Annotated in this window: 10 protein-coding genes; 7 read left to right on the top strand and 3 right to left on the bottom strand. The window is 49.5% G+C overall.

Translation table 11 applies throughout. The features are described from left to right. Window positions 1–1,125, top strand: a 1,125-nt coding sequence (locus tag BM184_RS12470) for an ATP-binding protein (protein ID WP_143091141.1), incomplete at its 5' end; no start/stop codon positions are given. 74 nt (window positions 1,126–1,199) lie between these two features. Here the strand turns inward: BM184_RS12470 and BM184_RS12465 are convergent. Next, window positions 1,200–2,078: a fumarylacetoacetate hydrolase family protein gene (locus BM184_RS12465; protein WP_086942829.1), complete on the bottom strand. Its 879-nt coding sequence runs from the start codon at window positions 2,076–2,078 to the stop codon at window positions 1,200–1,202. Between the two features lie 291 nt (window positions 2,079–2,369). Here BM184_RS12465 and BM184_RS12460 point away from each other — a divergent pair, with 291 nt between their 5' ends. Together BM184_RS12460 and BM184_RS12455 are read left to right on the top strand one after the other, a co-directional pair. Next, window positions 2,370–2,639 (top strand): ACT domain-containing protein, encoded by a 270-nt coding sequence (locus BM184_RS12460; RefSeq protein WP_086942828.1) that lies wholly within the window; start codon window positions 2,370–2,372, stop codon window positions 2,637–2,639. A 12-nt stretch (window positions 2,640–2,651) separates the two neighbouring features. Continuing rightward, on the top strand, window positions 2,652–4,010 hold the full coding sequence (locus BM184_RS12455) for a PFL family protein (protein WP_086942827.1): 1,359 nt from the start codon (window positions 2,652–2,654) through the stop codon (window positions 4,008–4,010). A gap of 323 nt (window positions 4,011–4,333) precedes the next feature. Here BM184_RS12455 and BM184_RS12450 read toward each other — a convergent pair whose 3' ends face one another. Both BM184_RS12450 and BM184_RS12445 read right to left on the bottom strand, forming a co-directional pair. Beyond that, window positions 4,334–5,674 (bottom strand): APC family permease, encoded by a 1,341-nt coding sequence (locus BM184_RS12450; RefSeq protein WP_086942826.1) that lies wholly within the window; start codon window positions 5,672–5,674, stop codon window positions 4,334–4,336. 141 nt (window positions 5,675–5,815) lie between these two features. Beyond that, complete coding sequence (locus BM184_RS12445; RefSeq protein ID WP_086942825.1) at window positions 5,816–6,688, bottom strand: cation diffusion facilitator family transporter; 873 nt, start codon at window positions 6,686–6,688, stop codon at window positions 5,816–5,818. A 248-nt stretch (window positions 6,689–6,936) separates the two neighbouring features. Here BM184_RS12445 and BM184_RS12440 point away from each other — a divergent pair, with 248 nt between their 5' ends. The 4 genes from BM184_RS12440 to glnA all read left to right on the top strand — a co-directional run bounded on the left by BM184_RS12440 (window position 6,937) and on the right by glnA (window position 12,717). Next, the gene (locus tag BM184_RS12440; RefSeq protein WP_086942824.1) at window positions 6,937–8,391 is read left to right on the top strand and encodes an amidase; all 1,455 of its coding nucleotides are present in this window, start codon (window positions 6,937–6,939) and stop codon (window positions 8,389–8,391) included. 167 nt (window positions 8,392–8,558) lie between these two features. After that, window positions 8,559–10,517, top strand: coding sequence for a KUP/HAK/KT family potassium transporter (locus tag BM184_RS12435; protein WP_086942906.1), 1,959 nt, complete (start codon window positions 8,559–8,561; stop codon window positions 10,515–10,517). A 430-nt stretch (window positions 10,518–10,947) separates the two neighbouring features. Then, a complete protein-coding gene (locus BM184_RS12430) occupies window positions 10,948–11,334 on the top strand; it encodes a MerR family transcriptional regulator (RefSeq protein WP_086942823.1) in 387 nt (128 codons plus the stop codon). A 48-nt stretch (window positions 11,335–11,382) separates the two neighbouring features. Beyond that, a complete protein-coding gene (glnA, locus tag BM184_RS12425; RefSeq protein WP_086942822.1) occupies window positions 11,383–12,717 on the top strand; it encodes a type I glutamate--ammonia ligase in 1,335 nt (444 codons plus the stop codon). The last annotated feature ends 159 nt before the right edge of the window (window positions 12,718–12,876 follow it).

Raw genomic sequence — 12,876 nt, 5'->3', positions numbered from 1 at the left:
GAAGAAGCGGTCGCAGTTGCCGACGAAATCGGTTATCCGGTCTTGGTGCGTCCGTCCTACGTATTGGGCGGCCGGGCGATGCAGATCGTCTACAATCAAGCCGATCTGGAGAAATATATGCGTGAAGCGGTCGTGGCCAGTCCTGAACGTCCGGTCCTGGTCGATCATTACCTGATCGGACAAGAGCTGGAAGTCGATGCGATCTGCGATGGTGAAACCGTCCTGATCCCGGGCATCATGGAACACATCGAACGCGCCGGCGTCCACTCGGGCGACTCGATCGCGGTTTACCCGCCGCAGAACCTGTCGCCTGAATTGATCCAAACGATCGAAGATTACACGATCCGTGTGGCACAAGGGTTGAACACCATCGGTTTGGTGAACATCCAGTTCGTCATCAGCGATGGCGTCGTCTACATCATCGAAGTGAATCCGCGCGCGAGCCGGACGATCCCGTTCCTGAGCAAAGTGACCGGCATCCCGATGGCGAATTTGGCGATGCAAGGCATCCTGGGCATCAAACTGAAAGATCAAGGCTACCGGACCGGTCTGGTTCCGTCGAAATCAGGCGTTTACGTGAAGATGCCGGTCTTCAGTTTCAACAAACTGAAGAAAGTCGACACCGTACTGGGGCCGGAAATGAAGTCCACAGGGGAAATCATCGGCAAGGATGCCATCCTTTCCAAAGCCTTGTATAAGGCCTTTCGTGCCGCCAATATCGAGATTCCCGAGTACGGCACGGCGCTGCTGACGATTGCGGATAAGGACAAGCACGAAATCCTGCCTCTGGCCAAACGCTTGGTTGCGGTCGGCTACCGTCTGCTTGCAACCAAGGGTACTGGGGAAGCCTTGCTGGAGGCCCACATACCGGTTACGATCCTCGAAAACGGCGAAGCAAAACGGGAAAATATCCTGAAAAGCATGCATGACGGGAAAATTCAGTTCATCATCAATACGATGACCGAAGGCAAGACCGAGGAAACCGATGGCTATTTCATCCGCCGCGAAGCCGCGGACAACAACCTGCCGTGCCTGACCTCATTGGATACGGCTGAGGCGCTGCTGCAGGCGATGGAAATGATGCATTTCCAACTGCAGGCAGTCGGTACCGAACCAATCTTTTAAATACGACTTTTTCAGAGAAAGAAGGCCGCCGCACAATCCTGTTCAGGATCATGCGGCGGCCTTTTGGATGTTTTTTATCGGAAAGTATTCACCAATGTCCCGATGCCTTCGATGGTGGATTCGATGACATCTCCCGGTTTCAGCCAGACTTGCTCGTCTTCCGGATAACCGAGGATGACCCCGTCCGGTGTGCCGGTGAAGATGATGTCGCCGGGTTCCAAGGCAAAGTGTTGGGAAATGTAGGAAACGATCGTCGCGATGTCGAAAATGAGGTGTTGCGTGTTGCTGTTCTGGCGGACCTCGCCGTTCAGCTTGAGGGAAATGTCGAGATTGGTCGGATCGAGCTCATCGGCGGTCACGTAGACGGGCCCGAGCGGCGCGAATTTGTCCGGCGATTTACCGAGTAACCACTGCGGAGAGCCTTTTTGCCAGTCGCGTGCGGTCACGTCGTTGCCGATTGTGTAGCCCGCTACATGATTAAGAGCTTCTTCCGGGGAAACGCAATAAGCTTTTTTGCCGATGACTGCCACCAGTTCGACTTCGTAGTCTACCTTGTCCGTATGCTCCGGAATCGGAATGCCTTCTTTATGGGCAGCCAAAGCGCTCGTGAATTTGCTGAAGACAAGCGGTTTTTTCGGGGCTTCACTTTTCGTTTCCGCGACATGGGCGGCATAGTTCTTGCCGATGCAGAGGATTTTGCCCGGACGGGAGAATACGGGCAGGAATGTGACCTCTTCCATGGAAACATAGTAGGCCGGATCCGTCAGCGTGTCCGCTTGGGCCAGAATGGCGTCCAGTTGGGCAGCCTGTTCCGGGTCCTTCAACACATCGTCTATATAGGAAGGGAAAGGCAGCGATAAAGCTGCGGCCGCCTTGGCGACATTCAGGAAACCGTGCTCCGTCTTGATGCCGATGCGGCTTTGGCCATCTTCTGAAAAATGAATCAATTGCATTAAGAAAACCTCCTTGATATTGGATTGGAACTTGCTTATATCCAGTGTAGCAATTATTCCCAAAAAACGATAGATTTTATGCAGCTTCTACAACAATTTTCGTGTTTCGGGAAAGAACACAGAAAAATCCGATTAGAGAGCGGTTACTGTTTTTCATTTTCCCAAAAAACAGTGGTCATTCCCGTTGGATGTGATAGAATAGGAAACATAAATTTTTAATAGGATTTTCATATTGGTGTAAAATGGTATAATGGACTCGACAAAAAATTAAAGAAGCAGGGGCGAAAAAAGATGAGAGCAATCATGACCGTAACAGGTAAAGACCATACCGGAATCGTAGCGAGCGTATCGGTGGAATTGGCGCGTCTGGGCGTAAATATTTTGGATATCTCACAGACCATCATGGATGAATATTTTACCATGATTTTGATGGTCGAACTGAATGAAGCAAAAAATTCAGTCAAAGAAGTCAAAACAGCGATGAAAAAAGTTGAAGAAGAACAAGGCTTGGTCATCCGTTTACAGGCAGAAGACACATTCCATGCAATGCATCGGATCTAGGGGGACATTTGAATGTTAAGAACAGACAACATCTTGGACACCATTCGCATGTTCGAAGAGGACAATCTGGATATCCGTACCATTACCATGGGGATTTCTTTGTTGGACTGCATCGACAGCGATGGCGAAAAAGCTCGTGAAAGAATATACAAAAAAATCACCACCAAAGCGAAAAACCTGGTCAGCGTAGCGCAGGAAATCGAAGATACGTATGGCATTCCGATCACGAACAAACGCATTTCGGTCACTCCGATCGCCTTGATCGCCGGCGCAAGCGATGACACGGACTATGTGGCATACGCAAAAACGTTGGATGCTGCAGCGAAAGAAGTCGGCGTCGACTTCATCGGCGGCTTCTCGGCATTGGTCGAAAAAGGCTACAACAAAGGCGATAAAATCCTGATCGATTCGATTCCGGAAGCTTTGGCAGTTACGGACAAGGTCTGCAGCAGCGTGAACATCGGCTCCACTAAAGCGGGCATCAACATGGATGCTGTCAAGTTGATGGGTGAAATTGTTCTTGCAACAGCGGAAAAAACAGCCGACAGAAACGGCTTCGGCTGCGCAAAATTGGTTGTTTTCGCCAACTCGGTAAGCGATAATCCGTTCATGGCGGGCGCTTATCACGGCGTTGAGGAAGCGGATTGCGAAATCCATGTCGGCATTTCCGGACCGGGTGTTGTGAAACGCGCTTTGGAAAAAGTCAAAGGCCAACCGATGGATATCGTTGCCGACACGATCAAAAAAGCTGCTTTCCAGATCACCCGCATGGGACAACTGGTCGGAAACATCGCATCGCAAAAATTGGACGTGCCATTCGGGATCGTCGATTTGGCTTTGGCCCCGACTCCTGCAGTCGGCGACTCGGTAGGGGAAATCCTTGAAGAGTTCGGCTTGGGTGTGGTCGGTACCCATGGGACGGTCGCGGCTTTGGCTGTATTGAATGACGCAGTCAAAAAAGGCGGCGTGATGGCATGCAGTCACGTAGGTGGCTTATCCGGCTCGTTCATTCCTGTATCTGAGGATCACCGCATGATCGAAGCGGCTGCTGCCAACCAAATTTCATTGGATATGTTGTTGGCGATGACGGCTATCTGTTCGGTTGGGTTGGATATGATTGCGATCCCTGGCAATACGCCGGCGACAACGATTGCAGCGATGATCGCGGATGAAGCGGCCATCGGGGTCCAAAACAACAAAACGACAGCTGTCCGCGTGATTCCGGCAATCGGCTGTGGTGTGGGTGATTTCGTTGAATTCGGCGGCCTGCTTGGACGCGCTCCGGTGCAACCTGTCCATGAAGAAAGCTCGGCTGACTTCATCAACCGTGGCGGACGCAGCCCGGCACCGATCCACTCATTCAAAAACTAAATTCAGTCAAAAAATGGAGCTGTCCCGTTGCGGGGCAGCTCCATTTTTCGAGTGCGGCCGGGCTGTTTGAGCATGAACTCCGGTGAGAGGAGGCTTCACCGGAGCTCGGCCAACATTTAGTCTGCGTCCTCCGGCGAGCAATGTCTCGCAGGAGGACACCGTGATTGTTGTCTCTCTTCTCCGGGGAGCGGCACCTTGGCCGGAGGTGGGTGCTGATTCCGCCGCCCTCCTTCGATGGTGGCCAGGAGCGGATGCCAGCCGCATACTGAAGCAACAAACAAAAAAGAAGTGCTGCCTCCTTGTGGGGCAGCACTTCTTTTTTGTTATGCCGTAATTTTTTTCTCGTAGTATTTATAGCCGATGAAGCAAACCACGAAGCAGAACAGGATGAAAATCGGTACATAAGTCGGATTAGATACGATACCGCCGATCAGAATGATGGCAGAGCCCATGATCGCGAATACCGGCGTGATCCAACCGAAGAAAGAGCTGGTGATGACACCTTCTTTTTTCATGCTGATGACTTTCAGGTAAAGGATGACATAGGTCAGATAACTGAAGACAATCGCGATTTCGCTGACGTCTCCGCCACCCAGAATCGCGGATTTTTGGGTCAAATAGTGCAACACCATCCACACAAAGGAGATTGCAAAGGCAATTTGTGCGGCTGCCGGGGACAGTTGGCTCTTTGGATCGATCCGTTTTACCTTAGCGCTGTTAGGCAGCATATTTTTTTCAGCGAGCGCTTGAGGCAAACGCAGCATGCCCATGATTACGCCGTTTGTTACGCCCAAGATAGCGATCAATACAAAGGAAAGAATGATGCTGCCGCCGCGTTCGCCCAGCAAGGAAATGCCGATGGTTGTGGTCGCCTCATCGCCCACCGCCAAGATGTACTCGGAGCCGGCGATGGAGACCAAGCCGCTGAAATAGGTCAAATAGATGCCCAGCACCACCAAAGGTCCGATGGTCAAAGCCAATGGCATCGTCCGCTTGGGGTTTTTCACTTCATGCGTGATGTTTGTCGCTATGGTCCAGCCATCGTAGGAGAAGGCCATCGGCGCCAATGCAGCCAGCCAACCCCAACCGACATTTGTGATCGGGACAGCCAATTCGGGAGGAACGATCGGAGCAGGTTCTTTCCAAAAAATGCCGACAATAGCGACGGCGATCAGCGGAATCAGTTTCATAATGGTGGCGAGGTTCTGGAAATAGCCGCCCAATCTGAGCGAAAAATAATTCAACAAGAAGAAGAACGCCATATAGCCTGTCCCTATCAGTGTTTGAGTTTCCAATGTGTTCGGCAAGCCCAACAGCATACAGGTGTAAATGCCGGATACCCAGCTCACGACGACGGTGATCGTCGGCAGGTAAACGAACAATTGGAACCAGCCGAACGCGCTCGCGGCTTTATCGGAGATGAACTCCTCGAAATAAGCGACAACGCCGCCGGTTTTTTCGGTCCGGTTAGCCAGCTGCGTCAAGGTGATGCTTCCGAAAATGATGCTGAATGCACCGATACAGAAAACCAAAATCCCTAAGGGTACGTTTCCGCCGGTCGCTCCCAAAATGTCATCGGCTTTGAAAAAGATCCCTGATCCGACACAGATGCCGACGATCATGGATACAGCGGTGAATAAGCCGTAATGTTTCTCTTCTTTCATAAGTCACTCCCAATAGATGTATTTTTTCCAAAAAAAAAGACGGACAGATCCTGATGACAGCTGCGTCCGCCAAAATAATCTGTATAATTCCGTCTGCTATTATACCATCAAAATGATGTCCGGCCTATCAAACTTGTAACATCAGTGTGTTAGAGGTTCTACATGGACATCTGTTTCGAAAACATTGAATGCCGTGCGCAAGCGCTCTTCGACTTCTTCCGTGATTTCGTGGCTGCGCAACACTGTCAGCTCCGCGTCCAGCAGAATGGTGACATCAACATAGACATTTGCTCCATAGCTGCGTGCAGCGATGGTCGTCACTTGTTGGACGTCAGGAATGTCGAGGATAGCCTGCCGGTATTCCGCCAAATGGTTCGTTTCGAAACCATCGGACAGGGAGAAAGCACTCTCGCGAAAGATGTCGATCGCGGTCTTGATGATGACGACCCCTACGATGACGGCCATGACGCCGTCCAACCAATACAGCCCGAAGATGGAGCCAAAAATGGCGATTGCCGTCGCAAAACTGGTCAGGGCATCGCTCAGGTTGTCTTTGGCGGAAGCGGCCAATCCAATGCTGTTGATCCGGTTTGCAAGGCGGTTGTTGAATATGTAGACCCCTATCATGATAAACCCTGCAATCAAGGCGGTAACACCGGAAACGACATCAGGTGTGGTGAATTCTCCGCCGGTCAGTTTCGAAAAACTTGAGAAGAGCACCTGCAGGCCGACCAAAAGCATGATGAAGGAAGTGGAGAGGCTAGCTATCGTCTCAGCTTTCCAATGGCCATAAGGATGATCCTCATCAGCCGGTCGGCGGGCGATCCGCAAGCCGATCATGACAGCGACCGTGGAGATGACATCCGTGAAATTGTTCAGCCCATCGGCACTCAGAGAGGCCGATCCGAAGGCACTTCCGATGAAGAGTTTTGCGAAAGAGAGGGTGACATAGGCAACCATGCTGAGCCGTGCGCCCTGTTCCGCCAATTTTAAGTCCTTATATCTTTCGTTCATCGTGTCCTACTCCATTTCCTATGAATTCATCCGTCTGTTCTTTTGCACTTTCTGAAATTGAGACAATAGAAGGATTCTACTATATTTCAGTTCGGTTGTCATCCAAAATGAATGGAAAATACTGTCATCACCCCGCTTAATAGTGACGGAAACATGAACGGTAAGGCGCTGTCCAAGGCAAAACATTGCCTTTTTTTGGCGAGCAACCTACAATGGAAGGAAATGTGAAAATGAGAAGGAGACTTTTTATGGATCGCCAAAAAGATGCCCTGTATTACACTGGACTGTTAAGGACGAAAAAGGTATCCCCGGAAGAATTGATTGCGGATGCCTTCAAAAAGATAGAAAAAGAGAATCCCCGCTGCAATGCCGTCGTGCACACGCGCAGGGAAAAAGCGCTGCATGAAGCCCGGACAAGGGATTTCGGGAACACCTTATTCGGCGGCGTGCCGATCCTGATCAAGGATTTGGGCCAGGACCTGGCCGGGGAGCCGTCTACATCAGGCTCGCGGTTGCTGAGGGATTATGTCGCTCCCCGCACCAGTCATTTTATCGAGGCAATTGAAAAGGCAGGATTCATCGTCATCGGCCAGACGAGTACACCTGAATTCGGATTCAAGAACATCACCGATGCCGTTATCCATGGACCAGCCAGAAACCCTTTCAATCGGGACCATTCTCCGGGAGGATCCAGCGGTGGGGCGGCAGCAGCTGTCGCGGCAGATATGGTGGCCATTGCCACCGCCAGCGACGGCGGCGGATCGATCCGGATTCCGGCCTCTTTCACAGGCTTGGTGGGGCTGAAACCGACAAGGGGGAGGACACCAGTGGGGCCGGGATCATACCGTGGCTGGCAAGGTGCCTCGATCAGCTTCGCTTTGACGAAGACGGTAAGGGATACGGCAATGATGCTGGATGCTCTGCAGACTATCCAAGCGGCAGCGCCATTCCAGACGCCTTTGTTTCCGGGGAGCCATTTCCAGGAACATCAATCCGGAAAGCGACGCAAATTCCGGATCGCCTATTCTTTGGAATCGCCGGTGAAATCCGTCGTCAGCGCGGACGCGAAGCAGGCTGTGCTCCAGACGGTGGCAGCATTGGAAGAGTTGGGTTACGAGGTGGAAGAAAAAACGCCCGATATCGACGGCATCCGTTTGATGGAGGCCTACTATGCAATGAATGGAGCCGAAACGGATGCCATGCTGAGAGGTTTTGCCGCGAAACTCGGGCGCCCGTTGACTGCAGATGACATGGAGTTGGTTTCCTGGTCCCTCTATCAATATGGCCGGACGATCTCCGGAGGCGAATACTCCTTGGCATTGGGCCTTTGGGATCAAGCTGCGGCCACGATGGATCAGTTCCATGAACATTATGATCTGCTGCTGCAGCCGACTACGGCAGCGAGTGCTCCTCGCATCGATCATTCTTTCCAAAGCGAAGAACTGAAGGAGCGGATGCGCAGAGCGGATCTGCTGCCGGCAGCGGACCGGAAGGAGATTGTCTGGACCATGTTTGAAGAGAGTCTGGGCGTGACCCCGTTCACGCAGCAAGCGAATTTGACCGGCCAGCCTGCCATCAGTCTGCCGGTGCACCGAACGGCTGTCGGCTTGCCGTTGGGGGTGCAGTTCACTGCCCCGAAAGGCAAAGAGGAGTGGCTTTTGGACATTGCGGCGGTACTGGAGAGGGCAGGTCTGTTCATCTAAGTGGAAGCGCTGATAAGTGCGGCAATCCAATCTTTCTGATGACGCTTGACTGACCCCAAAAATAGACTATAATTAGGTAGTTTTCAAAATAGAAAAGATGTCTAGGATATTGGAGGAGAAACAGTTTGGAAATACAGAAAGAAAAACATCCGCAGATTCCCCTGAGCATGGCTGCGGTTGTTGTGGCGCTGGGTGTCGTTTATGGGGATATCGGAACCTCACCGCTCTATGTCATGAAAGCTATTGTCGAAGGGAATGGCGGGATTGAATCTTTGTCGGATTCGTTCATCATCGGTGCGCTGTCCTTGGTGGTTTGGACGGTCACGCTGCTGACCTCGATCAAATATGTGCTGATCGCGATGCAGGCCGATAACCATGGAGAAGGCGGAATCTTTTCGCTTTATACACTTGTGCATAAACGCGCAAAATGGCTGATTGTACCGGCTATGGTGGGCGGTGCGGCTTTGTTGGCCGACGGTATTTTGACCCCAGCCGTAACGGTCACGACGGCTGTTGAAGGCTTGCGCAGTATCCCCTTCTTCGAGGGCCTTTTGGGCGAAGGGCAAGGGAAAATTTTGGCGATCACGATGACGATCATCTCGGCATTGTTCATGATCCAGCGCCTTGGTACCAAAATGATAGGGAAGGCTTTTGGACCGATCATGACTTTCTGGTTTACGTTTATCGGCGGATTGGGGTTATGGCAAGTGTTCAGTAATCCGACCGTACTGCGTGCCTTCAATCCCATGCGCGGCATCGAACTGCTCTTGAGCGAACAGAACAGTGCCGGCTTTATGATTTTGGGCAGCATTTTCTTGGCGACCACCGGTGCGGAAGCATTGTACTCGGATATGGGGCATGTCGGCAAGAAGAATATCTACGGCAGTTGGCCTTTTGTCAAAGCGGCCTTGCTGCTGAATTACTTCGGACAAGGCGCTTGGTTGATGCAGGTGAAATCAAACACGGCGCTCTACCATATTGAGGATTTCAACCCATTTTTTGAAATGATGCCGGGCGGATTGCGCTTTTTTGCGGTCCTGTTGAGTACGCTGGCCGCCATCATCGCTTCGCAGGCGCTCATTACTGGATCCTATACGCTTGTTTCGGAGGCGATCAGTCTGAATCTGCTGCCGCATCTGAAGATCCAATATCCTTCCCAAACAAAAGGCCAGATGTACATCCCTTTGGTTAACAACATCCTATGGGCGTCTTGTATGGGGGTTGTCTTTTACTTCAAGACATCGATAAGGATGGAAGCTGCCTACGGTCTGGCGATCACCATCACGATGCTGATGACGACAATACTGATGTTTGAATTTCTGCGCCTGAAGAATATCAATATCTTCGTTTCTCTGCTCATGTTCGTGTTCTTCGGCACATTGGAGACGACCTTCTTCATTTCCAGCGCAACCAAATTCTTCCACGGCGGTTACGTCGCAATACTTATGGGATTCATCCTTTTCGTCATCATGTTTGTCTGGCACAAAGGGAACAAGATCGAATCATTGCAACGGTTGGAATATCCGATGACGGATTTCATCAGCCAGTTCAAAAAGCTGAAGGCAGATGATTCCTTGCCTGTATATGCGAATAACCTGGTCTTCCTGACGAGCAATCAAAATCCAGCTTCAGTTGACCGCGACATTCTTTATTCCATTTTGGACAAGCGGCCGAAGCGCGCCGACGTGTATTGGTTCATCAACGTAGCCGTCACCGATGAACCGTATACACAGGAATACAAAGTGGAGGATTACGGTACAGACTTCTGCTTCAAAGTGCAGTTGCGTTTGGGTTTCAAGATTGAGCAACGGATCAATGTATACTTGCGCCAGATCATCCAGGAAATGATGGAAGAGGGCAGAATAAAACCCCAAAAGCAGACATATACAATCTATCATGACAAAGAGATCGGCGACTTCTACTTTGTGTTGGTCCGCAAGGCCATTTCACCGGAAAGCGATCTTTCCATCTTTAGTCGCTTCATCTTGAGCTTGAAATATAACATCAAGGCGTGGACCGGATCCCCCGCGAGGTGGTTCGGGTTGGAAAATACAAACCTGGTCATTGAACATGTTCCCTTGTTCTTAAAGGCCAGGGCGGCCAGCCAGCTTACCCGAGTGGATTAGACATCAGAGCGTGCACTGTTTTTTGATGGGAATAATAGATGTGGAGGTCGGGACTTGTGTTCCGGCCTTTTTTAGGCATCGCTTCAGCCTCGTAACTCACATTTTTTTTTAATATTTTTTTCATTAATGGCCTCTTTTTTTATTTCCATGCGAGGAAATCGGCCTATCAAGGGGAGATGAAATGCCTTTCAAATGTTATTCTGACAACGGTTTATGCTTATGTAAGGAAATCTTACATTCCATGTTAAGGTAGCGTTGACTTGTATGAGAATTTGGAGTATTCTTGTTGTATTAAATCACTCAATTAATTGTTAGGAAGTACGATTAATTGCTGAAAAGAATTACCTTTTTCTCAACAGGCGCTAACTCCTGAAGAAAAAGTACACATCTGTGGTTCACTCAACTCAGAAGCTTCGATGGAGGGGTTGGTATGAAAGAAAAAGAGCTACGACGTTCGATGGCTGTTTTTACCATCGGAACAGTCATGCAGCTGACGGATCTGACAGCAAGACAGATTCGTTATTACGAAGAGCAAGAACTCGTTCATCCTAAGCGGACAGACACCAATCGCCGGATGTTTTCATTGAACGACGTCGATCGTTTGCTGGAAGTCAAAGACTATTTGGCGGAAGGGTTGAACATAACTGCAATCAAGCGGATGTACAGTACAGAAAGACTGAAGAAGCAGCAAGAAGAGGAGCTTGAAAACAAGCACAAAAACCTGACCGATGAAGATGTCCGTCGTATCCTCTACAAAGAAATACTCAACGCAAGTGGATTTAACCCTGGGGATTCAAGCAAACCTTGGGGAAGATAATAAAAAACAAAAAAACAAACAAAGCATAGTCAAGGAGAGGGAATACAAATGCCAAAATTTACTAGAGAAGAAATCATCGCATCAGCAAAGAATGATAACGTCCGTTACCTACGCTTAATGTTCACTGACATTTTAGGAACAATCAAAAACGTGGAAGTTCCTATCAGCCAGTTAGAAAAAGTATTAGACAACAAAATGATGTTCGACGGTTCTTCCATCGAAGGTTTTGTACGTATTGAAGAAAGTGATATGTACTTGTACCCAGATTTGGATACATGGTTAGTATTCCCATGGGGCACTGAACAAGGCAAAGTTGCACGTCTGATCTGTGATATCTACCAACCGAACGGCCAACCGTTTGCTGGAGACCCACGCAGCAACTTGAAACGTGCTCTTAAAGAAATGAAAGAATTAGGCTTCACTGAATTCAACTTAGGACCTGAACCTGAATTCTTCCTGTTCAAATTGGATGAAAAAGGCAACCCTACAATGAAATTGAACGACCAAGGTGGATACTTCGACTTGGCACCTACTGACTTGGGCGAAAACTGCCGTCGTGATATTGTTTTGGAATTAGAAGCTTTAGGTTTCGAAATCGAAGCAAGCCACCACGAAGTTGCACCAGGACAACACGAAATCGACTGGAAATACGCAAATGCTGTTGAAGCTTGCGACAACATCCAAACGTTCAAACTGATCGTTAAGACTGTAGCCCGCAAACATGGTTTGCATGCAACATTCATGCCTAAACCAGTATTCGGAATCAACGGTTCCGGAATGCACTTCAACATGTCTTTGTTCAACGAAAACGGCAATGCCTTCTATGACAAAAACGATGATCGTCAATTAAGCGAAACAGCTTACCAATTCATCGCTGGTCTGATCAAACACGCTCGCGGCTTTACAGCTGTCTGCAACCCAATCGTTAACTCTTACAAACGTTTGGTTCCTGGTTATGAAGCACCTGTATACATCGCATGGAGCGGAAGAAACCGTTCACCGCTGATCCGTATCCCAGAATCACGCGGCATGTCTACTCGTGTTGAATTACGTAGCGTTGACCCAGCTGCTAACCCATACTTGGCTTTGGCTACATTATTGGCTGCAGGTCTTGACGGCGTGAAGAACAAATTGGAAGCTCCAGCTCCAATCGACCGCAACATCTACCAAATGTCAGCTGAAGACCGTTACGAAAACGGAATTTTGGACTTGCCTACAACATTGCAAGAAGCTCTTGAAGAGTTCTCTAAAAATCCATTATTGGTTGATGCATTGGGCGACCACATCAGCAACAACTTCGTTGAATCAAAAGAAATCGAAGTAATGTCTTACATCCAACAAGTAACAGAGTGGGAAAGAGAACAATACTTGAATATGTACTAAGAGAGTGCGATGATTTGCGGAATCCCCTGCAAATCAGAACACGTTTAAAGAGCGTGATGACTCACGCACTTCCGCAAAAGGCCGAGACAAATTTGTCTCGGTCTTTTGTGTCGTTCAGGGAAGAAAAATCGTGCTGTTGCTGTAAACTTTAGCCGAGAA

Origin of the sequence: Trichococcus pasteurii (genome assembly GCF_900112935.1) — a bacterium.
GTDB lineage: Bacteria > Bacillota > Bacilli > Lactobacillales > Aerococcaceae > Trichococcus > Trichococcus pasteurii.
Note: the sequence above shows the minus strand (reverse complement) of the source record. Positions and strands in the feature narration are given on the sequence as shown.

Coding starts and splice junctions, on each gene's coding strand:
- BM184_RS12465 (WP_086942829.1), bottom strand. CDS start 2,078: ATGCAATTGATTCATTTTTCAGAAGATGGCCAAAGCCGCATCGGCATC.
- BM184_RS12460 (WP_086942828.1), top strand. CDS start 2,370: ATGAGAGCAATCATGACCGTAACAGGTAAAGACCATACCGGAATCGTA.
- BM184_RS12455 (WP_086942827.1), top strand. CDS start 2,652: ATGTTAAGAACAGACAACATCTTGGACACCATTCGCATGTTCGAAGAG.
- BM184_RS12450 (WP_086942826.1), bottom strand. CDS start 5,674: ATGAAAGAAGAGAAACATTACGGCTTATTCACCGCTGTATCCATGATC.
- BM184_RS12445 (WP_086942825.1), bottom strand. CDS start 6,688: ATGAACGAAAGATATAAGGACTTAAAATTGGCGGAACAGGGCGCACGG.
- BM184_RS12440 (WP_086942824.1), top strand. CDS start 6,937: ATGGATCGCCAAAAAGATGCCCTGTATTACACTGGACTGTTAAGGACG.
- BM184_RS12435 (WP_086942906.1), top strand. CDS start 8,559: ATGGCTGCGGTTGTTGTGGCGCTGGGTGTCGTTTATGGGGATATCGGA.
- BM184_RS12430 (WP_086942823.1), top strand. CDS start 10,948: ATGAAAGAAAAAGAGCTACGACGTTCGATGGCTGTTTTTACCATCGGA.
- glnA (WP_086942822.1), top strand. CDS start 11,383: ATGCCAAAATTTACTAGAGAAGAAATCATCGCATCAGCAAAGAATGAT.